A 23,470-nucleotide genomic window follows, 5' to 3' on the forward strand; every position below is an offset into this window, starting at 1 on the left:
GGGAACTCGGTGCACTCATCTAACGCGCACCTCGAAATGAGGGAAAAGGCTTGGATTGAACGGGTTCAGCAAAGGGTTTCCTCCTGTTGAACGCCGGCAGCGGACCACCGTTTTAACTTGAACAAGCGTTCAAGTTAAACATGGATGGGGTCCGCAATGCGACCCGATGCCGCAAGCCAAGCCTGGTTTGCGCTACTTCTGGGTCCCGTCATCGTGCTGCAGATTGGCCTGGGTCAGGTTGCTGCCCGGCGCCACACTGCGGGTCAGCCAGACGTTGCCGCCGATGGTCGAACCCTTGCCGATGGTGATACGTCCCAGAATAGTGGCGCCGGCGTAAATCACCACGTCGTCCTCTACGATCGGGTGGCGCGGGTGCCCCTTTTGCAACTGGCCGTCTTCGTCAGCCGGGAAGCGCTTGGCGCCCAGGGTAACGGCCTGGTAGATGCGCACACGCTCACCGATGATTGCCGTCTCGCCGATCACTACGCCAGTGCCGTGGTCGATGAAGAAACTCTGACCGATCTGCGCACCCGGGTGGATGTCGATACCGGTGGCCGAATGCGCCAGCTCCGAACTGATCCGCGCGAGCAACGGCAGGCCAGCGCGGTACAGGTGATGGGCCAGACGGTGATGGATGACCGCAAGAATTCCCGGGTAGCACAGCAACACTTCATCGACGCTGCGCGCCGCCGGGTCGCCGTGGAAGGCAGCCAGTACATCGGTATCGAGGATGCTGCGCAGGCCCGGCAATGCCGCAGCAAAGCCCTGGATAACGCTCAGGGCCTTGGCGTCGACATCCGCCATGTTGCACTTGCCGTGGCGAGCCACGTAGCGAAGCTCGAGGCGGGCCTGGGCGAGCAAGGCAGTCAGGGCCGAATCGAGGGTGTGCCCGACATAGAAGTCTTCACTTTCCTCGCGCAAGTCCACGGGCCCCAGGCGCATCGGGAACAGCGCCCCGCACAGTTGCTCGAGGATGTGCCGCATGGCTTCACGCGAAGGCAGCTCGCGGCCGCCCTGTTCGCCACTGCTACGACCATTGCTGCTGCGCCATTTGTCCCGGGCAGTACGCAAGCCGGCGACGATGCCCTGCAATTGCCAATGCCCTGTTTGCGCGTTTTCGCTCACGGTTACGTCTCCTGCCACGGCGGCGGTTATTGGAAGGGAAGGCCGCCTGATAGGCGGTCACTTTACGGCAAATCACCAGGCGGGAAAAAATAACCCTTTATTCCAGATCGCGATAACGCAGGCATAAGCCCTGGAGTTGCCCCTGAGCTTGGCGCTGCCTATAGTCGAATTTTCCCACGCAGATGTGTTGCCATGATCGAACGACAGCTCGAACGCTTCAATCGTCTGGACCTGCTAGGCGCACCCACCGCACTGGAAAAGCTGGATCGCCTTTCGGCCTGGCTGGGCCGCGAAATCTACGTCAAGCGCGACGATTGCACGCCGCTCGCCCTCGGCGGCAACAAGCTGCGCAAGCTCGAATACCTGGCCGCCGACGCCTTGAGCAAGGGTGCCGACACCCTGGTGACCGCCGGTGCAATCCAGTCCAATCATGTGCGCCAGACGGCCGCCTTGGCTGCGCGCCTGGGCCTGGGTTGTGTGGCGCTACTGGAAAACCCCATCGGCACCGATTCGCTCAATTACCAGCAAAACGGCAACCGCCTGCTGCTCGACCTGTTCGATGCCAAGGTCGAGTTGGTCGACAACCTGGACAATGCCGATGATCAACTCCAGGCCCTTGCCATACGGCTGCACGCCAGCGGTCGCAAACCTTACGTGGTGCCTATTGGTGGCTCCAACGCTCTCGGTGCGCTGGGTTATGTGCGTGCAGGCCTTGAACTGGCGACCCAGATCGACCACACCGGCAAGCAATTTGCCGGCGTGGTCCTGGCCTCCGGCAGCGCCGGCACCCATAGCGGCCTCGGCCTGGCCCTGGCATCGGTCATGCCACAACTGCCGGTGATTGGGGTGACCGTATCGCGCAGTGATGAAGACCAGCGGCCCAAGGTCCAGGGCCTGGCCGAACGCACGGCCGAACTGCTCGGTGTGCAGGTACCCGGCAGCTTTCACGTTGAACTCTGGGACGAGTATTTCGCCCCCCGCTACGGCGAGCCGAATGCCGGCACCCTGGCCGCCATACGCCTGCTGGCAAGCCACGAAGGCCTGCTGCTGGATCCGGTGTACACCGGCAAGGCCATGGCCGGCTTGCTCGATGGCATCGCTCGCCAGCGTTTCGATGATGGTCCGCTGATTTTCCTGCATACCGGTGGGGCTCCGGCATTATTCGCCTACCCTGAGGTCTGGAACAGCTGAATGGCTTATCTGAAAACGATATAAGAAAATAAATTTATATTATTTTTAAGCCTATAGCGCTTCACCCTATTGTCGTCACCCACTACACAACAACATTGGGGCTTCGTCATGACAGTAATCGGTAAACAGATTTTCAATGCAGGTGTTGCCCTGCTGCTGGGCGCCAGCCTGCTTGGCCAGGCCGTTGCCGGCGAGCAATTGAAGACCATCAAAGACAAAGGGGTGATCAGCGTAGGCCTCGAAGGCACCTACCCACCCTTCAGCTTCGTCGATGAAAGCGGCAAGCTGGCCGGCTTCGAGGTGGAGCTCTCCGAAGCCCTGGCCAAGGAGCTGGGGGTCAAGGCCAAGCTGCAGCCGACCAAATGGGACGGCATCCTCGCCGCCCTTGAGTCCAAGCGCCTGGACGTGGTGGTCAACCAAGTGACCATCTCTGATGAGCGCAAGAAAAAGTACGACTTCTCCGAGCCCTATACCGTTTCCGGTATCCAGGCGCTGACCCTGAAAAAGAACGAAGGCACGATCAAATCTGCCGCCGACCTGGCCGGCAAGAAGGTCGGTGTGGGCCTGGGTACCAACTACGAGCAGTGGGTGAAATCGGCGGTACCGAAGGCGGAGGTGCGCACCTATGACGATGACCCGAGCAAGTTCCAGGACCTGCGCGTGGGCCGAATCGACGCCATCCTCATCGACCGCCTGGCCGCGCTGGAATACGCGAAGAAAGCCCAGGACACCGCCGTGGCAGGTGACGCCTTCTCGCGCCTGGAATCCGGTATCGCCCTGCGCAAGGGTGAGCCCGAATTGCTCGATGCTATCAACAAGGCGCTGGACAAGCTGCGCGCCGATGGCACCCTGGCCAAGCTCTCCGAGAAGTACTTTGGCGCCGACGTGACTAAATGATCGAAGACAGCCTGCAGCTTGCTCTCGACAGCGCGCCCTTTCTGCTCAAGGGCGCTTACTACACGGTAATCCTCAGCCTGGGCGGGATGTTCTTCGGCCTGCTGCTGGGTTTTGGCCTGGCGCTGATGCGCTTGTCGTCGTTCAAGCTGCTGAGCTGGACGGCGCGGGTCTATGTGTCGTTCTTTCGCGGCACACCGCTGCTGGTGCAGTTGTTCATGATCTACTACGGCCTGCCGCAGCTGGGGCTTGAGCTGGACCCGTTGCCGGCAGCGCTGATCGGCTTCTCGCTGAACATGGCCGCCTACGCCTGTGAAATCCTGCGTGCTGCCATTGGCTCCATCGATCGCGGCCAGTGGGAGGCCGCCGCCAGTATCGGCATGACCCGTGGCCAGGCAATGCGCCGGGCGATCCTGCCCCAGGCGGCGCGTACCGCCTTGCCACCGCTTGGCAACAGCTTCATTTCGCTGGTCAAGGACACTGCCCTGGCGGCCACCATCCAGGTGCCGGAACTGTTTCGCCAGGCGCAGCTGATCACCGCCCGTACCTTTGAAATCTTCACCATGTACCTTGCCGCCGCCCTGATCTACTGGGTGCTGGCCAGCGTTCTCGCACACTTTCAGAACCGTCTGGAAGCGCGGGTCAACCGGCACGACCAGGAGTCCTGAGCATGATCGTGGTAGACCGACTGAGCAAGCAGTTCAACGGCCAGACCGTGCTGAACGACATCAGCCTGAAGGTCGAGGCCGGCGAGGTGATCGCCATCATCGGCCCCAGCGGCTCGGGCAAGACCACCTTCCTGCGTTGCCTCAACTTGCTGGAAACCCCCAGCAGCGGCCGCATCCAGGTCGGCGATGTGCAGATCGATGCCAACCGCCCGCTCGGCCAGCAGCAAGGACTGATCCGCAAGCTGCGCCAGCAGGTAGGTTTCGTGTTCCAGAGCTTCAACCTGTTCCCGCACCGCACGGCACTGGAGAACGTCATCGAAGGGCCGCTGGTGGTCAAGAAGACCCCGCACGACAAGGCGGTGGCGCTGGGACGCAAGCTGCTCGCCAAGGTGGGCCTTGCCGGCAAGGAAGACGCCTACCCGCGCAAGCTTTCGGGTGGCCAGCAACAACGCGTAGCCATTGCCCGCGCGCTGGCCATGGAACCTGAAGTGATTCTGTTCGACGAACCCACCTCGGCACTGGACCCTGAGCTGGTTGGCGAGGTGCTGGCCACCATCCGCGGGCTTGCCGAAGAAAACCGCACGATGATCATCGTCACTCATGAAATGAGCTTTGCCCGCGACGTCGCCAACCGGGTGATCTTTTTCGACAAGGGTGTGATCGTCGAACAGGGTGAGGCCAAGGCACTGTTCGCCCACCCCCGTGAAGAGCGCACCCGCCAGTTCCTCGGCAAGTTTCTCGGCACCCAGAACACCGGTTACTGATTTCCCCGCCCCCATTGCTACCGCCCATCCCGCTGTTTGGGGCGGTAGCAACACTTCTATTCATATTCCTATAAGTTAGTTTATTTAATTTTTATACACGATTAGGGTATATAAACCGGACCACCGGACCAGCGCATTTTTCGTCGGCGCCCTCGCGTCGACCTTCTCAATACGTGAGGTAGGTATGGTCAGGAACACAATCACCCCAGTGCGTAACGCCAGGGCATTGAGTGCAGCCAAGGAGCAGTACTGATGTCCAGTCTGGCAACCACCAACGTCCACAGTGATCTGGACAACGCCCCCCTGCTGTTGCCAGCCAACGTGCTGCGCAGCGACACCGAGGCCCTGCAGGCCGCCCATGAGCTGGCCGAGATCGCCCGCAGCCAGGCTGCCCGTCGCGATCAGCAGCGCAAGCTGCCGTGGGCCGAAATCGAGCAGTTCACCCGCAGTGGCCTGGGTAGTATCTCCATTCCTCGCAGCCACGGCGGTGCACAGGTTTCGTTCGTCACCCTTGCCGAGGTGTTCCGCATCATCAGTGCCGCCGACCCGGCGCTGGGGCAGATTCCGCAAAACCAGTTCGGCATCCTGCAACTGCTCAAAGGCGCCGCCAGCGAACGGCAGAAAGACCTGCTGTTCAAGTCGGTGCTCGACGGCTGGCGCATCGGCAACGCCGGCCCCGAACGCGGCAGCAAGAACACCCTGGAACTCAAGGCGCGGATCACTCGCAAAGGCGAACACTCGGTGATCGATGGGCAGAAGTTCTATTCGACCGGCGCCCTGTTCGCCCATTGGGTGGCGGTCAAGGCGCTGAACGATGAGTGCCGTCCGGTGATGGCCTTCGTTCGCCGCGGCACCCCGGGGCTGCGCATCGTCGATGACTGGAGCGGCTTCGGCCAACGCACCACCGCCAGCGGCACAGTGCTGCTGGATCAGGTGCAGGTCGACAATGACCTGGTCGTGGATATCTGGCGCCAGAGCGAAGTGCCGAACATCCAGGGCGCTGTCTCGCAACTGATCCAGGCGGCCATCGACGCCGGCATTGCCGAAGCGGCCGTGGCCGATGCCATCGCTTTTGTCCGCGAGCGGGCCCGGCCCTGGATCGATGCCAAGGTCGAGCGCGCCAGCGACGATCTCTACGTGATCGCCGACATCGGTCGCCTGCAGCTCGAACTGCACGCCGCCCAGGCCCTGTTGAGCAAGGCTGCGCGAACCCTCGATGAAGTCGACGCAGGCCCGGTGGATGCCGCGTCCGCAGCCCGTGCCTCGATTGCCGTGGCAGAAGCCAAGGTGCTGACCACCGAGATCGCCCTGCAAGCCAGCGAGAAGCTGTTCGAGCTTGCCGGCAGCCGCGCCACCCTCGCCGAGTTCAACCTCGACCGGCACTGGCGCAACGCCCGCGTGCACACCCTCCACGACCCGGTGCGCTGGAAATACCACGCCGTCGGCGCCTATCACCTCAACGGTACCTTGCCTGCCCGGCACGCCTGGATCTGACCAGACCACTGGAGCCCTGTTATGAGCCTTCTCCCCCAACCGCACGAAAACGTCGCGGTGATCCACACTGACGCCCAGGCGTTGGAGGTTGCCGAAAAGCTGGCCGGCCAACTACGCCGCGACAGCATCCTGCGCGACCGCGAGCGACGCCTGCCGCACCCTGAACTGGCGCTGTTTTCCCGCTCCGGCCTGTGGGCCATCAGCGTCCCCAAGGCCTTTGGCGGGGCCGGTGTTTCCAACGTCACCCTGGCCAAGGTCATCGCCCGCATTGCCCAGGCCGATGCCTCGCTGGGGCAGATTCCACAGAACCATTTCTACGCTCTGGAAGTGCTGCGCGTGAACGGCAGCGCTGCACAACAACAACGCCTCTATGCCGAGGTAATGGCCGGCCAGCGCTTTGGCAATGCCCTGGCCGAACTGGGCACCAAGACAGCCCACGACCGCACCACCGCCCTGAGCCGTGACGGCGATGCCTACCGCATCAACGGGCGCAAGTTCTACGCCACCGGCGCCCTCTACGCCCAGCGCATTCCCACCTCGGTGGTCGATGAGCGCGGCGTGCAGCAATTGGTGTTCGTGCCCGCCGAGAGTGCCGGGCTCAAAGTGATCGACGACTGGAGTGGCTTCGGCCAGCGCACCACCGGCAGCGGCTCGGTGGTGTTCGACAATGTCCCGGTGGCCGCCGACGATGTGGTGCCTTTCCAGAGCGCCTTCGAACGCCCGACTACGGTCGGCCCGCTGGCGCAGATCCTACATGCCGCTATCGACACGGGCATTGCCCGCGCCGCCTACGAGGACGCCCTGCAGTTCGTACGCACCCGTACCCGGCCCTGGATCGACTCCGGTATCGACAAAGCCTGCGAAGACCCATTGACCTTGAAGTCGTTCGGCCACTTGGCGATCCGCTTGCACGCCGCCGAGGCCTTGCTCGAACGCGCCGGCGAATGCCTCGACCGGGCCCAGTCTGAACCCGACGCCACGACCGTGGCCGCCGCCTCCATCGCTGTAGCCGAGGCCCGGGCGATCAGCACCGAAATTTCCCTGGCCGCCGGCAGCACCCTGTTCGAACTGGCCGGCAGCCAGGCCACCCTGGCCGAGCACGGCCTGGACCGCCACTGGCGCAACGCCCGCGTACATACCCTGCATGACCCGGTGCGCTGGAAGTACCACGCCATCGGCAACTACTACCTCAACGATGAAAACCCACCGCTGCGGGGGACCATCTGATGGCGAAGAAAAAGATCCTGCTCAACGCCTTCAACATGAACTGCATCGGGCACATCAACCATGGCCTGTGGACCCACCCTCGTGACACCTCAGCCCAGTACAAGACCCTCGAATACTGGACCGAGCTTGCACAACTGCTTGAGCGCGGCCTGTTCGACGGGCTGTTCATCGCTGACATCGTCGGGGTCTACGACGTGTACCAGAACGGGGTGGATGTACCGCTCAAGGAGTCGATCCAACTGCCGGTCAACGACCCGTTGCTGCTGGTCTCGGCCATGGCTGCCGTTACCCGTCACCTGGGCTTCGGCCTGACCGCCAACCTCACCTACGAGGCGCCCTACCTGTTCGCCCGCAAACTCTCGACCCTCGACCACCTGAGCCGAGGCCGGGTGGGCTGGAACATCGTCACCGGTTACCTGGACAGCGCCGCCCGTGCCATGGGCCTGGAGCGACAGACCGAGCATGACCGCCGCTACGACCAGGCCGATGAATACATGCAGGTGCTGTACAAGCTGCTCGAAGGCAGCTGGGAAGACGGTGCCGTACTCAACGACCGCCAGCAGCGGATCTACGCTCGGCCCGACAAAGTCCACAAGGTGCGGCACCAGGGTGAGTTCTACCGGGTCGAGGGCTATCACCTGTGCGAGCCCTCACCACAACGCACGCCGGTGCTGTTCCAGGCCGGCAGCTCCGAGCGCGGCCTGAGTTTTGCCGGCAACCATGCCGAGTGCGTGTTCATCAGCGGCCAGACCAAGCAAGCGACCCGTGCCCAGGTCGACAAGGTACGCGCCGCTGCCGTGGCCGCAGGGCGAGACCCGCACGCGATCAAGGTGTTCATGGGCCTGACCGTGATCGTCGCGCGCACCGAGGAACAAGCCAGCGCCAAGCACGCCGAGTACCTGCGCCATGCCAGCCCGGAAGCGGGTGTCGCGCACTTTTCCAGTTCCACCGGCATCGACTTTTCCGCCTATGCACTGGACGAGCCGATCCAGTACGTCAAAAGCAACGCGATCCAGTCGGCGACCAAAACCCTACAGAACAACGACTGGACCCGCCGCAAGCTGCTGGACCAGCACGCCCTGGGCGGTCGCTACATCACCCTGGTGGGCTCGCCGACCCAGGTTGCCGACGCACTGGAAAGCTGGATCGCCGAAACCGGCCTGGACGGCTTCAACCTGACCCGCACCGTCACCCCGGAAAGCTACGTCGACTTCATCGACCTGGTAATCCCGGAGCTGCAACGTCGCGGCTCCTACAAGACCGCGTACGAACCCGGCAGCCTGCGCGAAAAACTCTTCGCCAGCCGACAACCCCACCTGCCCGCCGACCATCCCGGCGCCAGCTATCGCCACACCACCCCGACCGGAGCGCCACAACATGCTTAAGACATTCCTCGCCCGCCCCGTCGCGGCACTGGCCCTGACCCTTGGCCTGTTCAACACGGCCCAGGCCGCCGACGAGCCCTTGAAAGTCGGCACCACGGCTGCCTTTTCCATCCCGCTGGAGGCCGCCGTCGACGAGGCGAAAAAACAGGGCCTGAAGGTGGAACTGATAGAGTTCAGCGACTGGATCGCGCCGAACGTCAGCCTGGCCAGTGGCGACATCGACGTGAACTATTTCCAGCACATCCCCTTCCTGGAAAACGCCAAGGCCGCCGCCGGCTTTGACCTTGTGCCCTACGCGCCGGGGATCATCAACAACGTCGGCCTCTACTCGAAAAAGTACCAACGCTTCGACGCGTTGCCCCAGGGGGCCAGCGTGGCTATCGCCAACGACCCGATCAACAGCGGCCGCGGCTTGCAGCTGCTGGCCAAGGCAGGCTTGATCACCCTCAAGCCGGGCGTCGGCTACAAGGCCACCGAGGAAGACATCATCGCCAACCCCAAACAGTTGAGGATCCTCCAGGTTGAAGCGGTGCAACTGGTACGTGCCTACGACGATGCCGATCTGGTTCAGGGATACCCGGCCTACATCCGCCTGGCCAAGACCTTCGATGCCACCTCGGCGCTGCTGTTCGACGGCCTGGACCACAAGGAATACGTGATCCAGTTCGTGATCCGTCCGCAAACCAAGGATGATCCGCGCCTGGCCAAGTTCATCGACATCTACCAGCACTCGCCGGCGGTTCGTGCCGCGCTGGAAAAGGCCCACGGCACGCTCTACCAGCCCGGCTGGGAGAGCTGAGATGAGCGCTGCCACCGCCCCGTTTTCACAACAGAGACAAACTTTCGAGCCGCTGCAAAACGCTCAGCAACGGGCCTTGCGCCCGGAACTGGGCAACGCCCACGTGCGCTTTCTCGGCCTGGGCAAGACCTATCCCGGCCAATCCGCCCCGGCACTGGAAGGCATCGACCTGAACATCCAGCGCGGCGAAATCTTCGGCATCATCGGCCGCAGCGGTGCGGGCAAGTCGTCGCTGATCCGCACCATCAACCGCCTTGAACAACCGAGCACCGGCCGCGTGCTGATCGATCAGGTAGACATCGGCGAGTTCGATGAGGACCGCCTGGTACGCCTGCGCCGGCGAATCGGCATGATCTTCCAGCACTTCAACCTGATGTCGGCCAAGACGGTGTGGCAGAACGTCGAACTGCCGCTCAAGGTGGCGGGCGTCGCAAAAACCGAGCGTCAGCACAAGGTCGCCGAGCTGCTTGAGCTGGTAGGCCTTGAGGAAAAGCATCACGTCTACCCCGCGCAGTTGTCCGGTGGCCAGAAGCAACGCGTCGGCATTGCCCGCGCACTGGTACATGATCCGGACATTCTCCTGTGTGATGAAGCCACCTCGGCACTCGACCCGGAAACCACAGCATCGATCCTTGAGCTGCTGCGCGACATCAACCAGCGCCTGGGGCTGACCATCGTCCTGATTACCCACGAGATGGCAGTGATCCGCGACATCTGCCAGCGGGTGGTGGTGCTCGAACGCGGGCGCATCGTCGAACAGGGGGCGGTGTGGCAAGTGTTTGGCAATCCGCAGCATGAGGTCAGCAAGACCCTGCTCGCGCCATTGCAACCGGCATTGCCAGCGACCCTGCAAGCGCGCCTGCAGGTACATGCCGCCAGTACTGAGTCGGCGCTGGTGCTGAATCTTAAGGTCAGTGGCAGCGAACGCCAGGCGCCGGAGCTATCCACCCTATTCCATCACCTGGGGGGTCGCATCAGCCTGCTGCAAGGCGGCATAGATCCTATCCAGGGCCGCCCGCTGGGGCAGTTGGTAGTGTCGGTGGCGAACTCCCCGCACAGCCATGAACAGGTCATCGAACGCGCCCGAGCATGGGCCACGCAGGTGGAGGTATTGGGGTATGTGGACTGATCGACTGATCCAGGGCGTGCTCGACACCCTGTTGATGGTAGGCGTGTCATCGCTGATCGCCTTGCTGGCCGGCATACCGCTGGCAGTGATCCTGGTGACCAGCGGCAAGGGTGGCATCCTCGAAGCGCCCACCTTGAACCGGGTGCTGGGAGCGTTCGTCAATGTGTTCCGCTCGATTCCGTTCCTGATCCTGATGGTCGCGCTGATCCCCTTCACCCGCCTGATCGTCGGCACTACGTATGGCGTCTGGGCGGCAGTAGTGCCGCTGACCATCGCAGCCACTCCATTCTTTGCCCGCATCGCCGAAGTCAGCCTCCGCGAGGTCGACCACGGCCTGATCGAAGCGGCCCAGGCCATGGGCTGCCGGCGTTGGCACATCGTCTGGCACGTGCTGCTGCCCGAGGCTCTGTCGGGCATTGTCGGCGGCTTTACCATCACCCTGGTGACCATGATCAACTCCTCGGCCATGGCCGGCGCGATTGGTGCTGGTGGGCTGGGCGACATCGCCTACCGCTACGGCTACCAGCGATTCGACAGCCAGATCATGCTGACCGTGATCGTCATGCTGGTGGCGTTGGTCACGTTGATCCAGCTGGGCGGGGATCGCTTGGCCAGGGGCTTGAACAAGCGCTGAAAGCATCGCGGGGCAAGCCAGCTACCGCAGGAACGGCAGTGCGACTTGCCCCGCAAGCAAACCCTCAAGCCTCCTGCGGCTCGCGGATCTTGTACCAGGCCACATACAGCGCCGGCAGGAACAGCAAGGTCAGCAAGGTAGCAACGATGATCCCGCCGATCATGGCGTAGGCCATCGGGCCCCAGAATACTTCCCGTGCAATCGGGATCATCCCCAGGCTTGCCGCCGCTGCCGTCAGCAGGATCGGCCGTCGTCGGTGGTTGGTGGCCTGCAGCACCGCCGCCCAGGGCGAGAAGCCCTGGGCTTCGTACTCGTCGATCTGGGTTACCAGGATCACCGAGTTGCGGATGATGATGCCGATCAGCGCCAAGATCCCGAGGATCGCCACAAAGCCCATGGGCGTCCCTGTCGGCACCAGCGCCAGCACCACCCCGATCAACCCCAGCGGCGCCACGCTGACCACCAGGAACAGCTTCTGCACGCTCTGCAGCTGGATCATCAGGAAGGTGCCCATCATGAACAGCATCAGCGGGATGACTTTGGCAATCGGGCCCTGGGCCTTGCCGCTTTCCTCCACGGTACCGCCGGTTTCCACGTAGTAGCCCACCGGCAGCTTGCTGGCGAAGGCGTCGATCTGCGGCTTGAGCTCGGCCACCAGGTCTGTCGGCTGGATCTCACCGCGCACCGAGGCCTTGATGGTGATGGTCGGCTTGCGATCGCGACGCCACACCAGCGGTTGTTCAAGCTCGTAGCGCACGGTGGCGAACGCCAGCAGCGGAATCGAAGTGCCATTGGGGGTGACGATCTGCAGGTTCTGCAGGGTCTGTGGTGAACCACGCTCGGCGTCTTCGGCACGGGCAACCACGTCGATCAAGTAGATGTTGTCGTTGACCTCGGTGATCGGTGCGCCGGTGACGATGCTGTTCATGACCTGGGCGACATCCTCGGACGACAGCCCAAGCTGACGCGCCTTGTCCTGGGCAATCTCGACCCGCAGCACCTTGCCCGGCTCGTTCCAGTCGTAAATCATCTCGCCGATGTGTTCGTTGCGGTCAAGCAGCGATGCCAGGGCAATGGCGTGCTTGCGCACTTCGTCGATCTCCTTGCCACTGACTCGGTACTGGATAGGCCGCCCTACCGGCGGGCCCATTTCCAGCGACTGGACGTTGGTGCCGATGCCCACGAAGTCTTCACGCAGGCGATCTTTCAAGCGTTTCATCAACCCTTCGCGCTCTTCGAAGCCCTTGCTGACAATCACCAGCTGGGCGTAGTAGGGGTTCTGCAGTTGCTGGTCCAGCGGCAGATAGAAACGAATCGCGCCCTGCCCGATGTAGGTACTCCAGCGCACGATGTCCGGGTCACCTTTGAGCGTCGCTTCGAGCTTGTCGACCGCCTTGCGGGTTTCTTCGATCGAGGCGTTCTGCGGCAGGTTGAGGTCGACCAGAATCTCCGGACGATCCGATGCCGGGAAGAACTGGTTCTGCACGAAGCGCATGCAGAACACCGCCAGCACGAACAGCAGCACCGTACCGATGATGGTCAGCCAGCGATTGCGCATGCACCACAGCAGGCTGCCTTCGAACGCCTTGCCGACCCGTCCGGGTTCTTCACTGTGCGGCTTCACCTTGGTGCTGAGGATGTGTACGCCCAGCACCGGGGCAAACAGCACGGCCACCACCCAGGACACCAGCAGCGCAGCGGCGATCACCGCAAACAGGGTGTAGGTGTACTCGCCCGCGGAACTGCCGTTCAGGCCGATCGGGACAAAGCCCGCCACCGTCACCAGGGTGCCGGTAAGCATCGGAAAGGCCGTCGAGGTGTAGGCGAAGGTTGCCGCCTGCTCCTTGGTCTCGCCCATTTCCAGGCGCGTGACCATTACCTCCACGGTGATCATCGCATCGTCCACCAGCAGGCCCAGGGCAATGATCAAGGCACCCAGCGAGATCCGCTGCATGGTGATGCCGCTGTACTCCATGAAGATGAACACCATGGCCAGCACCAGCGGAATCGAGCAGGCCACCACCAACCCGGCACGTACTCCGAGGCTGATGAAGCTCACCACCAGTACGATGATGACCGCCTCGAACAGCGCGCTGGTGAACCCGCCCACGGCTTCTTCGACCACCACCGCCTGGTCGGATACCGTGTGTACGCCAACGCCCACTGGCAATTCGGCGGTGACGCTTTCCATTTTCTTGTGCAGGTTGGCACCGAAGACCTGAATGTTGCCGCCGGCTTTCATACCGATGGCAAGGCCGATGGCGGTCTGGCCGTTGAAGCGGAACATGGGCGCCGGTGGATCGACATAGCCACGCTCGATCTCGGCGATGTCGGCCAGGCGGAAGAAGCGGTCATTGATTCGCAGGTTGACCGCCTCGAGGTCTTTCTCGGAGGCGAACTGGCCAGTGGTACGCACCGAAATCCGCTCGGGCCCGGCTTCGATGACCCCGGCAGGGGTCACCGCGTTCTGGGCCTGCAAGGCCTGCAGCACCTGACGCTGGTCGATACCGAAGGACGCCAGTTTGCGCGTGGAGAAGTTCAGGTACAGCACTTCATCCTGGGTGCCGATCATCTCCACCTTGCCCAGGTTGGGCACCTCGCGGATCTCGGCACGCACCTGCTCGACGTAGTCGCGCAACTGTCGCATGCTCAGACCGTCGGCGGTAAAGGCATAGATCGAGCCGAATACATCACCGAACTCATCGTTGAACGCCGGCCCCTGGATGCCCTGGGGGAACTGGCCGCGGATGTCCTGGATCTTCTTGCGCACCTGGTACCAGATCTGCGGAATGTCCTCGGCCTTGGTGGTGTCGCGCAAGTTGACGTAGACCGTCGATTCACCCGGGCGGGTGTAGCTCTTCACATAGTCGAGCGAATCCAGTTCTTCGAGCTTTTTCTCGATGCGGTCAGTGACCTGGTAGAGGGTTTCGTCCTGGGTCGCACCCGGCCAGCGGGTCTGGATAACCATGGTCTTGATGGTGAACGAGGGGTCTTCTTCTCGCCCCAGGTTCATGTAGGAGAACACGCCCATCAGCAAGCCGACGAACATCAGGTACCAGACAAAGGATTGGTGCTTCAGCGCCCACTCCGAGAGGTTGAAGCTTCCTTTCATTGCGCGTCTTCCTCGTCGACGATGACCTTCTGGCCTGGTTTGAGACTGTTAACACCTGCGGTCACCACACGCTCCCCGGCTTGAACGCCGGAGGCCAGTACCACCGTGCCGGGTGTGCGTTCAAGCAACTTCACCTCACGGGTGGACACGGTTTTTTGCTGCGGGTCGACGATCCAGACTCGGGTCTGCCCATCGCTTTCCAGCAGGGCCGATGCCGGCAGCTCGCTGCGTGGCGACACGGCAGAGCTCAAGGTGACACTGATCGAGGTACCCAGGCGGAATGCATTTGGCGTATTGGCCAGGGTAAGCCGGGCGCGCCGGGTACGGGTGGCAGCGTCAGCCTGGGGCTCGAGTTCACGCAGAGTGGCACTGGTGTTGATGCTCGGGTCCAGCTGCGAGGCCACCACGAATTTCAGATCCGGGGTCAGTTGCTCGGCCAGATAGGTGGGCAGGTCAATGACCGCTTCCTTGATTTCCGGCCGCGCCAGGGTGACCACCGCCTGACCGGCACTGACGGTCTGCCCGGCCTCGGCCTGCCAGTTGGTGACGACGGCAGCATGATCGGTGCGCAGCTCGCTGTAACTGAGCTGGTCGCGGGCCTGATCGACGGCAGCCCGGGCCTGCTCCAGCGAAGCACCGGTGGTTTTCAGGTCGGTCTGGGCAATGTCCAGCTGTGCCTGCGCACCCACGCCCCGGTCGAACAACTGCTGCTGGCGGCGGGCATTGGCCTGGGCGTTTATCCACAGGGCCTGCACCTTGGCCAGGTCGCCTTCGGCTGCACGCAACTGGTTGCGTTGATCGGTGGGGTCGAGGCTGGCGAGCACATCACCCGGCTTGACCTGACTGCCGACATCCACCCAGCGTCGAGCAATGCGCCCCCCCACGCGAAAACCCAGGGTGCTTTCATAGCGCGCCTGGATAGTGCCGGCAAAACGCCCCAGGCTTGCCTGCACCTGGGGCTGAACAATCATCGACAGCACCGGCCGTACCGGCTCAGGGGCTGCGGCTTCTTTGCCACAGCCAGCGAGCAACAGCACAGCACCGCCTACAACAAGGGTCATGGCCTTCATTGCACCACCCCGATGTCCTTGAGCGGTGCGATTTCCACCTCCATGCCTGGATTGAGTAACTGACCTCCTGCCACTACCACGGTTTCACCTTCCTTGAGGCCTTCGCCCACCACAATCTTGCCCGTGAGGTATCGCGTGACCTTGACCTTCTGCAGGCTGACCTTGTTGCCCTCGCCGACCAACCACACCGCTGGTTCATGCAGGTCCTTGGTCAAGGCTGACCAGGGCAGCTCGATACTGGGCTTGCCCTGGACATTGCCGGTGGCGGTGACCGGCGAGCCAAGCTCCATGCCCGCCGGCACATTCTGCAGCGCTACCTTCACTTGCACCGTGCCGCTTTGCGACGAGACCGTCGGGGTGACTTCACGCACACGGCCCTGGGCCTGGATTTTCGGGTTGTCCACCAGGCTCACGGTAATCGGGTCGTCGGTCGCCGGTGCCAACAACAAGGCTTCATAGACGTTGAACACCGCATCGCGGTCGCCATCGCGGGCCAGGCCGAAGATCGGCACCGTCGCCTGCACCACCTGGCCAACCTCAGCCTGGCGATCGGTGATGACCCCATCCGCCTCGGCCACCAGCGCGGTGTAGCTCAGTTGTTCGCGGGCATTGGCCAACTGCGCCTGGGCCGCCTTCAGGGCACTCTGATTGCTGAGCAATTGGGCCTGGGCCGAGTCGTACTCGCTCTGGCTGGTATAGCCCTTGGGCAGCAACTTTTGCTGACGGACAAACGCGGCGCTCGATTGCGTCACCCGCGCCTGTGCGGCGAACACTTCGGCCTTGGCCGAGTCGACGTTGGCCTGCAGATCCTTGGGATCGAGCCTGGCCAGTACCTGGTTGGCTTTGACGTGGTCGCCGACGTCGACGCTGCGGGAAATGATCTTGCCGCCCACGCGGAAAGAGAGATCGGTCTGCACCCGCGCCTGAACGTCGCCGGTCAAGGTCACGGACGCAGCGAAATCACCGGGTTCTACACGTTGTACGCCGACTCTGGGCATTTCGGCTTCAGCGGCTTTTTTCTCACCGCACCCACCCAGCACGAGCAATGTTCCCAGGCTGACGATCAATACAGGACGCAACACCGTCATGCAGGCTCCTTGCATGTGCCAATTCGATATAGAGATGCGAGTGTTAGCGTAGATCAGGGTTCCATCTGCCGCTCGCGACAAACGCAATTCATTCAAGCTTTTAGAATGGGCGATACTGACGACCCAATGCCCGCGCAAGGACGCTGTGATGCTCACCACCCTGGCCGTCGCCAATTACCGCTCGATCAATCACCTGGTGCTGCCACTGGCGCGCCTGAACGTGATCACCTGCCCCAACGGCAGCGGCAAATCCAACTTGTACAAGGCCCTGCGCCTGTTGGCTGAAACCGCCCAGGGCGGTGTAGTCAATGCGCTGGCCGGCGAAGGTGGCCTGGAGTCGACGTTCTGGGCCGGCCCCGAGCGCATCAGCCGGCGCATGAGCCGTGGCGGGGTGGCCGTCGAAGGCGGCCCCCGCCAGGACGTCAAGCGCTTGCGCCTGGGTTTTGCCAGTGAAGACTTCGGTTATGCCATCGGCCTGGGCCTGCCGGCCTCCAGTGGCCACTTCATGCTGCCTGGACACAGCACCCCGATTGCTTCGCGCTTTACCCTCGACCCGCAGATCAAGCGTGAATGCATCTGGGCCGGGCCGGTGTACCGCCCGGCCAGCCTGCTGGTGGACCGTCAGGGTGCGATGATCCGTGCCCGCGAAGGGCGCCAGTGGGACGTGCTGGCGCAGCACACGCCAGACTTCGACAGCCTGTATGACCAGGTCGGCAACCTGCGCTCTTCGCCGGAGGTAGTCCACCTGCGCGAACGGATTCGCGGCTGGCGCTTCTACGATCACTTTCGCACCGACCGCGATGCACCGGCGCGTCGTCCGCAACTGGGTACCCGTACCCCGGTGCTGCACCATGACGGCCGCGACCTGGCTGCAGCCCTGCAGACCATCATCGAGATCGGTGATGCACAGGCATTGTGGGCGACCTTGAGCGATGCCTTTCCCGGCTCGCACCTGACCATCGATGCAGTGCCCGGCGGGTTGTTCAACCTGCAGTTCCACCAGGAAGGCCTGCTGCGACCGTTGTCGGCGGCGGAACTGTCGGACGGAACATTGCGCTTCCTGCTGCTGGTAGCGGCGCTTCTCAGCCCTCGGGCGCCGACCATGATGGTACTCAACGAGCCAGAGACCAGCCTGCACCCGGATTTGCTGCCGGCATTGGCACGTTTGATCATTCGTGCCACCGAGCATTGCCAGGTGTGGGTGGTTTCGCACGCACGGCGATTGGTGGCCGCGCTTGAACAGGATGCGACCTGCAACTCGATTGTGCTGGAGAAAGAATTGGGACAGACCCGGGTGGCGGGTCAGGGGATGCTGGATGAGCCGGCCTGGCACTGGCCGGATTGAACGTTATCGCGGGGCAGGCCCGCTCCTGCAGTAGGAGCGGACTTGCCCCGCGATCCATCACGCCGAAACAGGCGCCGGCGCGCGACGCACGTCCGGCTGTTTCCACGAGTCGGCAGCGCTTTCTTCGATGGCTTGCTGGATCGCCCGGCGGCGACGCTCTTCAGCGCGACGGCTGAAGTACCAGACCATGAAGGTCACCAGCGACACCGACAGCAGGATCAGGCTGGCCACGGCGTTGATTTCCGGCTTCACGCCCAGACGCACGGCAGAGAAGACTTCCATCGGCAAGGTGGTCGAGCCTGGGCCCGACACGAAGCTGGCCAGTACCAGGTCGTCCAGCGACAAGGCAAAGGACATCATGCCGCCCGCCGCCAGCGAAGGCGCGATCATCGGGATGGTGATCAGGAAGAACACCTTCCACGGTTTTGCACCCAGGTCCATGGCCGCCTCTTCGATGGACAGGTCCAGTTCACGCAGGCGGGCCGACACCACTACCGCCACATACGCAGCGCAGAACGTGGTGTGGGCGATCCAGATGGTGACAATGCCACGCTCCTGCGGCCAGCCGATCATCTGCGCCATGGCCACGAACAGCAGCAACAGCGACAGACCGGTGATCACCTCGGGCATTACCAGCGGCGCGGTGACCAGGCCACCGAACAGGGTACGGCCCTTGAAGCGGGTCACCCGGGTCAGCACGAAGGCTGCCAGGGTGCCCAGCGCCACGGCGGCGATCGCGGTGTAGCAGGCGATCTCCAGCGAGCGCATCACCGAGCCCATCAGCTGGCTGTTGTCGAGCAGGCCGACGTACCACTTCACCGACCAGCCGCCCCACACCGTTACCAGCTTGGAGGCGTTGAACGAGTAGATCACCAGAATCAGCATGGGCAGGTAGATGAACAGCAAGCCCACGACCAACATCAGTTTGGAGAAACTGAAACGCTTCATGCCCTGCCCTCCATCTCTTTGGCCTGACTACGGTTGAAGAGCAGGATCGGCACGATCAGGATCGCCAGCATCACTACCGCCAGGGCAGACGCCACCGGCCAGTCGCGGTTGTTGAAGAACTCTTGCCACAACACTTTACCGATCATCAGGGTTTCCGGGCCGCCGAGCAGCTCAGGAATGACGAACTCGCCCACCACCGGAATGAACACCAGCATGCAGCCGGCGATGATGCCGTTCTTCGACAGCGGCACGGTGATTTTCCAGAAGCTGTTGAAGGTGCTCGACCCCAGGTCCGATGCCGCCTCGAGTAGGCTCTGGTCGTGTTTGACCAGGTTGGCGTAGAGCGGCAGGATCATGAACGGCAGGTACGAATAGACCACGCCGATATACACCGCAAGGTTGGTGTTGAGGATCTGCAGTGGCTGGTCGATCAGCCCCAGCCACATCAGGAAGGCATTGAGCAGCCCGTTGTTGCTGAGGATACCCATCCAGGCATAAACGCGGATCAGGATCGCGGTCCAGGTCGGCATCATGATCAGCAGCAACAGGACCGTCTGGGTTTCCTTGCGCGCATTGGCAATGGCATAGGCCATCGGGTAGCCGATCAGCAGGCACAGCAGCGTGCTGACGAAGGCCATCTTCAACGAGCCCAGGTAGGCCGAAATGTACAGTTCATCCTCGGTCAACAGGCCGTAGTTGGCCAGGTTGAGCACCAGTTGGACCTTGTCTTCGACGTAGCTGTAGATCTCGGTGTACGGCGGAATCGCCACGTCCGCTTCAGCGAAGCTGATTTTCAGGACGATGAAGAACGGCAGCATGAAGAACAGGAACAGCCAGATGAATGGCACCCCGATCACCACATGGCGACCTTCGGGTTTTATTCGATTGAATGCTCGCTTGAGCTTGCGCATGTTCATGACCGCAGTACCACGCCGCTGTCGTCTTCCCACCAGACGTAGACCTGGTCATCCCAGGTAGGTCGGGTGCCCTGGCGCTCGGCGTTGGCGACGAACGACTGGACGATCTTCCCGCCAGGCAATTCGACGTAGAACACCGAGTGACCGCCCAGGTAGGCAATGTCGTGGACCTTGCCGCGCGACCAGTTGTGCTCGCAGGTCGGTTGCTGGGTGGTGACCAGCAGTTTTTCCGGACGCAGGGCATAGGTGATGCGTTTGTCTTCGACCGAGGTGGTGACACCGTGGCCGACGTAGATCTTGCGCTCCAGCTCAGGGCTGGCAATCACCGCGTGGCCCTCGGCGTCTTCGACTACTTCCCCGTCGAACAGGTTGACGTTGCCGATGAACTCGCAGACCAGTCGGCTGGTCGGGGTTTCGTAGATGTCGATCGGGCTGCCGATCTGGGCAATCCAGCCCAGGTGCATGATGGCGATGCGCTGGGCCATGGTCATGGCCTCTTCCTGGTCGTGGGTCACCATGACGCAGGTCACGCCAACGCGCTCGATGATTTCCACCAGTTCCAGCTGCATTTGCGAACGCAGTTTTTTGTCCAGTGCGCCCATCGGCTCGTCGAGCAACAGCAGTTTCGGGCGTTTGGCCAGGGAGCGGGCCAGAGCCACACGCTGACGCTGGCCACCCGAGAGCTGGTGCGGCTTGCGCTTGGCGTACTGGGTCATATGCACAAGCTTGAGCATCTCGCCGACACGGGCGTCGATCTCGGCCTTGGGCATGCGGTCCTGCTGCAGGCCGAAGGCGATGTTCTGCGCCACGGTCATGTGCGGGAACAGCGCATAGGACTGGAACATCATATTGATCGGCCGCTCGTAGGGCGGCATATCGGTGATGTCTACGCCATCGAGGAAGATCCGGCCTTCGGTCGGACGCTCGAAACCGGCGAGCATGCGCAGCAACGTGGATTTACCAGAACCGGAACCGCCCAGCAGGGCGAAGATCTCGCCCTTCTTGATTTCCAGGGACACATCGTCCACGGCGACCGTTTCGTCGAACTTTTTTGTAACCCGATCGATTTTGACCAGCACCTGTTTAGGTTGCTGATCGCCCTCGAGGGCTTTCTTATAGGCACCGGAGGCAACTGCCATGTGTGGAACTCCCAACAAGATTTTTTGCGTCCGCCCCTGCCGTGACGGACCCTGGATATTTACTTGCCCGACTTGACCTTGGTCCAGCTACGGGTCATCAAACGTTGCACTTTGGGCGGTAGCTCAGAGTTGACGTACAACTTGTCCAGCACTTCTTGCGGTGGGTAAACCGCTGCGTCGGTTCGTACGCTCTGGTCCATCAGATCGCCAGCCTTGAGGTTCGGGTTGGCATAACCGACGTAATCGCTGACCTGGGCAATGACCTCAGGCTGCAGCAAATAGTTGATGAAGGCGTGGGCCTCTTTGACATTGGTGGAGTCCTTGGGGATCGCCAGCATGTCGAACCAGAGGTTTCCGCCCTCCTTGGGAATTACATACGCCACGTCCACTCCCTTGCCGGCTTCTTCGGCGCGGGACTTGGCCTGGAACACATCGCCGGAGAAGCCGGCGGCCACGCAGATGTCGCCGTTGGCCAGGTCGGAGATGTATTTGGAGGAGTGGAAGTAGGTCACGTAGGGACGCACGGCCAGGAGCTTTTTCTCGGCGTCGGCGTAGTCCTTGGGGTTGGTGCTGTTGGGGTCGCGCCCCATGTAGTTGAGTACTGCCGGCAGCATCTCGTCAGCCGAGTCGAGGAAGGCGACACCGCACTTGGAGAGCTTCTTGATGTTTTCCGGTTCGAACAGCATGGCCCAGGAGTCGATCTTGTCGGTTCCCAGCGCGGCCTTGACCTTCTCGACGTTATAGCCGATGCCATTGGTGCCCCACAGGTAAGGCACGGCGTACTGGTTGCCCGGATCGTTCTTTTCCAGGCGCTTCAGTAGCGCAGGGTCCAGGTTCGAGTAGTTCGGCAGCAACGACTTGTCGAGTTTCTGGAACGCGCCCGCCTTGATCTGCTTGCCGAGAAAATGGTTGGACGGCACTACCACGTCATAGCCGGTGCGACCGGCCAGCAACTTGCCTTCCAGGGTTTCGTTGGAATCGAAGACATCCTGCACCGGTTTGATCCCGGTGGCTTTCTCGAAGTCTGCGAGCGTGGTCTCACCGATATAGTCCGACCAGTTATAAATGTGCACCGTGGGCGCCGCTTGGACGCTGAATGCCAGCGTCAGACCCGCTCCAGCCAGCATGGCCTTGCGAAATACAGAAATAGACAAGTGGGAGGTCCTCACAATAGTGCCAGTGGCAAACGACAGAAACACCTGCCGTAAACGCAAACCGGCGCGCAACTTACCTTCGATGCACTCTTGTCGCAAAAAAAATTTACCTGCTGAAGCCACTGGACGTGATTGACACCACGCCCAGTGGTAACGCGTGCTTACTTGCCCGATTTGATCTTGGTCCAGCTGCGAGTGATTTCGCGCTGGGCCTTGGCACCCGGGTCAGCAATTGCATACAGCTGTTTCTTCACATCGGCCGGTGGGTAGATGCTTGGATCGCCCGAGATGTCTTTGTCCACCAGCGGGGTAGCCGCCTTGTTGCCGTTCGGGAAGCGCACGGCATTGGTGATCTCGGCCATGACTTCCGGCTGCATCAGGAAGTCCATGAACTTGTAGGCGGCGTCGACGTTGGCGGCATCCTTGGGAATGGCAACCATGTCGTAGAAAGTACCCGCGCCTTCTTTCGGAATGATGTAGTCCAGCTTGACCTTGTCACCGGCCTCGTGGGCACGGGCCTTGGACTGCTCCAGGTCACCCGAGTAGCCCACGGCCACGCAGATGTTGCCGTTGGCCAGGTCCGAGATGTACTTGGAAGAGTGGAAGTAGGCGATCGACGGACGCACTTTCAGGAACAGCTCTTCTGCGGCCTTGAGGTCAGCTTTGTCGGTGCTGTTGGTGGGTTTGCCGAGGTAGTGCAGCGCCGCCGGGATCATCTCGGTCGGAGCGTCGAGGAAGCTTACGCCGCAGCTCTTGAGCTTCTCGATGTTTTCCGGCTTGAACACCACATCCCAGGAGTCGATCTTGTCGACGCCCAGTGCAGCCTTGACCTTCTCCGGGTTGTAACCGATACCGATGGAGCCCCACATGTAGGGGAACGCATATTTGTTGCCCGGGTCGCTGGCATCACCAACGGCCTTGAGCAGGTCTTCGTCGAGGTTCTTCCAGTTCGGCAACTTGGAACGGTCCAGTTCCTGATAAACGCCCGCCTTGATTTGCTTGGCCAGGAAGTTGTTGGACGGTACGACCACGTCGTAACCGGACTTGCCCGCCAGCAACTTGGCTTCCAGGGTTTCGTTGCTGTCGAAGACGTCATAGACAACCTTGATACCCGACTGCTTTTCGAACTTGGCGACGGTATCCGGTGCGATGTAATCGGACCAGTTGTATACGTGCAGCACTTTGTCATCCGCCTGAACAGCACTGGCCATGGCGCCCATCAGGGACACAGCCAACAACGTCTTGCCCAATTTCTTCATGCGTAATGCTCCAGAATTTTTTGTTAAGCCATCTGTTCAGCGGCCGGCTCTCTACGGCGCAAGCACTGGGCGACTGAAACAGTCGCTAGTCTGGCAAGTTCCAAGGCGCTCTTTCAACAAAAGCGCGC

The 23,470-nt window shown here is 62.0% G+C and carries 20 protein-coding genes; 11 read left to right on the plus strand and 9 right to left on the minus strand.

The genetic code is table 11. The features are described from left to right. Positions 1 to 192: 192 nt before the first annotated feature. The gene (epsC, locus tag H621_RS0105105; protein ID WP_028942329.1) at positions 193 to 1,125 is read right to left on the minus strand and encodes a serine O-acetyltransferase EpsC; all 933 of its coding nucleotides are present in this window, start codon (positions 1,123 to 1,125) and stop codon (positions 193 to 195) included. 192 nt (positions 1,126 to 1,317) lie between these two features. Here epsC and H621_RS0105110 point away from each other — a divergent pair, with 192 nt between their 5' ends. The 10 genes from H621_RS0105110 (at position 1,318) to H621_RS0105155 (ending at position 11,310) form a co-directional block, all read left to right on the plus strand. Beyond that, complete coding sequence (locus H621_RS0105110; protein WP_028942330.1) at positions 1,318 to 2,316, plus strand: D-cysteine desulfhydrase; 999 nt, start codon at positions 1,318 to 1,320, stop codon at positions 2,314 to 2,316. Between the two features lie 108 nt (positions 2,317 to 2,424). Continuing rightward, positions 2,425 to 3,213: a cystine ABC transporter substrate-binding protein gene (gene tcyJ, locus H621_RS0105115; RefSeq protein ID WP_028942331.1), complete on the plus strand. Its 789-nt coding sequence runs from the start codon at positions 2,425 to 2,427 to the stop codon at positions 3,211 to 3,213. Continuing rightward, positions 3,213 to 3,878 (plus strand): cystine ABC transporter permease, encoded by a 666-nt coding sequence (gene tcyL, locus H621_RS0105120; RefSeq protein WP_028942332.1) that lies wholly within the window; start codon positions 3,213 to 3,215, stop codon positions 3,876 to 3,878. The genes tcyJ and tcyL overlap by 1 nt, the downstream gene beginning before the upstream one ends. A 2-nt stretch (positions 3,879 to 3,880) precedes the next feature. Then, the gene (tcyN, locus tag H621_RS0105125; protein WP_028942333.1) at positions 3,881 to 4,642 is read left to right on the plus strand and encodes an L-cystine ABC transporter ATP-binding protein TcyN; all 762 of its coding nucleotides are present in this window, start codon (positions 3,881 to 3,883) and stop codon (positions 4,640 to 4,642) included. Positions 4,643 to 4,894: 252 nt separating this feature from the next. Continuing rightward, a complete protein-coding gene (locus H621_RS0105130) occupies positions 4,895 to 6,136 on the plus strand; it encodes an SfnB family sulfur acquisition oxidoreductase (protein WP_028942334.1) in 1,242 nt (413 codons plus the stop codon). 21 nt (positions 6,137 to 6,157) lie between these two features. After that, positions 6,158 to 7,363, plus strand: a complete 1,206-nt coding sequence (locus tag H621_RS0105135) for an SfnB family sulfur acquisition oxidoreductase (RefSeq protein WP_028942335.1) — start codon at positions 6,158 to 6,160, stop codon at positions 7,361 to 7,363. Next, on the plus strand, positions 7,363 to 8,748 hold the full coding sequence (locus H621_RS0105140; RefSeq protein ID WP_028942336.1) for an LLM class flavin-dependent oxidoreductase: 1,386 nt from the start codon (positions 7,363 to 7,365) through the stop codon (positions 8,746 to 8,748). Before H621_RS0105135 ends, H621_RS0105140 begins: the two co-directional genes overlap by 1 nt. Then, on the plus strand, positions 8,741 to 9,547 hold the full coding sequence (locus H621_RS0105145) for a MetQ/NlpA family ABC transporter substrate-binding protein (protein WP_028942337.1): 807 nt from the start codon (positions 8,741 to 8,743) through the stop codon (positions 9,545 to 9,547). The genes H621_RS0105140 and H621_RS0105145 overlap by 8 nt, the downstream gene beginning before the upstream one ends. A gap of 1 nt (position 9,548) precedes the next feature. Further along, the gene (locus H621_RS0105150) at positions 9,549 to 10,676 is read left to right on the plus strand and encodes a methionine ABC transporter ATP-binding protein (protein ID WP_028942338.1); all 1,128 of its coding nucleotides are present in this window, start codon (positions 9,549 to 9,551) and stop codon (positions 10,674 to 10,676) included. After that, complete coding sequence (locus H621_RS0105155) at positions 10,666 to 11,310, plus strand: methionine ABC transporter permease (protein ID WP_028942339.1); 645 nt, start codon at positions 10,666 to 10,668, stop codon at positions 11,308 to 11,310. Before H621_RS0105150 ends, H621_RS0105155 begins: the two co-directional genes overlap by 11 nt. Positions 11,311 to 11,374: 64 nt before the next feature. Here H621_RS0105155 and H621_RS0105160 read toward each other — a convergent pair whose 3' ends face one another. The 3 genes from H621_RS0105160 to H621_RS26940 are packed head-to-tail and all read right to left on the minus strand — an operon-like array spanning position 11,375 to position 16,580. Then, positions 11,375 to 14,422 carry an efflux RND transporter permease subunit gene (locus tag H621_RS0105160; RefSeq protein WP_028942340.1) on the minus strand — a complete coding sequence of 1,016 codons (3,048 nt, stop codon included), beginning with the start codon at positions 14,420 to 14,422 and terminating at the stop codon, positions 11,375 to 11,377. Then, positions 14,419 to 15,492 carry an efflux RND transporter periplasmic adaptor subunit gene (locus tag H621_RS0105165; protein ID WP_028942341.1) on the minus strand — a complete coding sequence of 358 codons (1,074 nt, stop codon included), beginning with the start codon at positions 15,490 to 15,492 and terminating at the stop codon, positions 14,419 to 14,421. Before H621_RS0105165 ends, H621_RS0105160 begins: the two co-directional genes overlap by 4 nt. Continuing rightward, positions 15,489 to 16,580: an efflux RND transporter periplasmic adaptor subunit gene (locus H621_RS26940; RefSeq protein WP_036989502.1), complete on the minus strand. Its 1,092-nt coding sequence runs from the start codon at positions 16,578 to 16,580 to the stop codon at positions 15,489 to 15,491. The genes H621_RS0105165 and H621_RS26940 overlap by 4 nt, the downstream gene beginning before the upstream one ends. A gap of 148 nt (positions 16,581 to 16,728) precedes the next feature. Between H621_RS26940 and H621_RS0105175 the strand changes: the two genes are divergently transcribed. Continuing rightward, on the plus strand, positions 16,729 to 17,925 hold the full coding sequence (locus H621_RS0105175; RefSeq protein WP_028942342.1) for an AAA family ATPase: 1,197 nt from the start codon (positions 16,729 to 16,731) through the stop codon (positions 17,923 to 17,925). Positions 17,926 to 17,982: 57 nt separating this feature from the next. Here the strand turns inward: H621_RS0105175 and H621_RS0105180 are convergent, their stop codons facing one another. The 5 genes from H621_RS0105180 to H621_RS0105200 all read right to left on the minus strand — a co-directional run bounded on the left by H621_RS0105180 (position 17,983) and on the right by H621_RS0105200 (position 23,342). Continuing rightward, on the minus strand, positions 17,983 to 18,873 hold the full coding sequence (locus H621_RS0105180; RefSeq protein ID WP_028942343.1) for an ABC transporter permease subunit: 891 nt from the start codon (positions 18,871 to 18,873) through the stop codon (positions 17,983 to 17,985). Further along, positions 18,870 to 19,790: an ABC transporter permease subunit gene (locus tag H621_RS0105185; RefSeq protein WP_028942344.1), complete on the minus strand. Its 921-nt coding sequence runs from the start codon at positions 19,788 to 19,790 to the stop codon at positions 18,870 to 18,872. Before H621_RS0105185 ends, H621_RS0105180 begins: the two co-directional genes overlap by 4 nt. Beyond that, the gene (potA, locus tag H621_RS0105190) at positions 19,787 to 20,929 is read right to left on the minus strand and encodes a polyamine ABC transporter ATP-binding protein (protein ID WP_028942345.1); all 1,143 of its coding nucleotides are present in this window, start codon (positions 20,927 to 20,929) and stop codon (positions 19,787 to 19,789) included. Before potA ends, H621_RS0105185 begins: the two co-directional genes overlap by 4 nt. Before the next feature lie 59 nt (positions 20,930 to 20,988). Beyond that, positions 20,989 to 22,083, minus strand: a complete 1,095-nt coding sequence (locus H621_RS0105195) for a polyamine ABC transporter substrate-binding protein (protein ID WP_028942346.1) — start codon at positions 22,081 to 22,083, stop codon at positions 20,989 to 20,991. Positions 22,084 to 22,244: 161 nt separating this feature from the next. Further along, on the minus strand, positions 22,245 to 23,342 hold the full coding sequence (locus H621_RS0105200) for a polyamine ABC transporter substrate-binding protein (protein WP_028942347.1): 1,098 nt from the start codon (positions 23,340 to 23,342) through the stop codon (positions 22,245 to 22,247). Positions 23,343 to 23,470: the final 128 nt, after the last annotated feature.

This window comes from Pseudomonas vranovensis DSM 16006, assembly GCF_000425805.1.
GTDB lineage: Bacteria > Pseudomonadota > Gammaproteobacteria > Pseudomonadales > Pseudomonadaceae > Aquipseudomonas > Aquipseudomonas vranovensis.

What these genes read in the sequence shown, in the direction of transcription:
- H621_RS0105160 (WP_028942340.1), bottom strand. Translation starts at nt 14,422, where the DNA reads ATGAAAGGAAGCTTCAACCTCTCGGAGTGGGCGCTGAAGCACCAATCC.
- H621_RS0105130 (WP_028942334.1), top strand. Translation starts at nt 4,895, where the DNA reads ATGTCCAGTCTGGCAACCACCAACGTCCACAGTGATCTGGACAACGCC.
- H621_RS0105180 (WP_028942343.1), bottom strand. Translation starts at nt 18,873, where the DNA reads ATGAAGCGTTTCAGTTTCTCCAAACTGATGTTGGTCGTGGGCTTGCTG.
- H621_RS0105110 (WP_028942330.1), top strand. Translation starts at nt 1,318, where the DNA reads ATGATCGAACGACAGCTCGAACGCTTCAATCGTCTGGACCTGCTAGGC.
- H621_RS0105150 (WP_028942338.1), top strand. Translation starts at nt 9,549, where the DNA reads ATGAGCGCTGCCACCGCCCCGTTTTCACAACAGAGACAAACTTTCGAG.
- H621_RS0105165 (WP_028942341.1), bottom strand. Translation starts at nt 15,492, where the DNA reads ATGAAGGCCATGACCCTTGTTGTAGGCGGTGCTGTGCTGTTGCTCGCT.
- H621_RS26940 (WP_036989502.1), bottom strand. Translation starts at nt 16,580, where the DNA reads ATGACGGTGTTGCGTCCTGTATTGATCGTCAGCCTGGGAACATTGCTC.
- H621_RS0105145 (WP_028942337.1), top strand. Translation starts at nt 8,741, where the DNA reads ATGCTTAAGACATTCCTCGCCCGCCCCGTCGCGGCACTGGCCCTGACC.
- potA (WP_028942345.1), bottom strand. Translation starts at nt 20,929, where the DNA reads ATGGCAGTTGCCTCCGGTGCCTATAAGAAAGCCCTCGAGGGCGATCAG.
- H621_RS0105155 (WP_028942339.1), top strand. Translation starts at nt 10,666, where the DNA reads ATGTGGACTGATCGACTGATCCAGGGCGTGCTCGACACCCTGTTGATG.
- H621_RS0105185 (WP_028942344.1), bottom strand. Translation starts at nt 19,790, where the DNA reads ATGAACATGCGCAAGCTCAAGCGAGCATTCAATCGAATAAAACCCGAA.
- tcyN (WP_028942333.1), top strand. Translation starts at nt 3,881, where the DNA reads ATGATCGTGGTAGACCGACTGAGCAAGCAGTTCAACGGCCAGACCGTG.
- H621_RS0105140 (WP_028942336.1), top strand. Translation starts at nt 7,363, where the DNA reads ATGGCGAAGAAAAAGATCCTGCTCAACGCCTTCAACATGAACTGCATC.
- tcyJ (WP_028942331.1), top strand. Translation starts at nt 2,425, where the DNA reads ATGACAGTAATCGGTAAACAGATTTTCAATGCAGGTGTTGCCCTGCTG.
- H621_RS0105135 (WP_028942335.1), top strand. Translation starts at nt 6,158, where the DNA reads ATGAGCCTTCTCCCCCAACCGCACGAAAACGTCGCGGTGATCCACACT.
- H621_RS0105175 (WP_028942342.1), top strand. Translation starts at nt 16,729, where the DNA reads ATGCTCACCACCCTGGCCGTCGCCAATTACCGCTCGATCAATCACCTG.
- H621_RS0105200 (WP_028942347.1), bottom strand. Translation starts at nt 23,342, where the DNA reads ATGAAGAAATTGGGCAAGACGTTGTTGGCTGTGTCCCTGATGGGCGCC.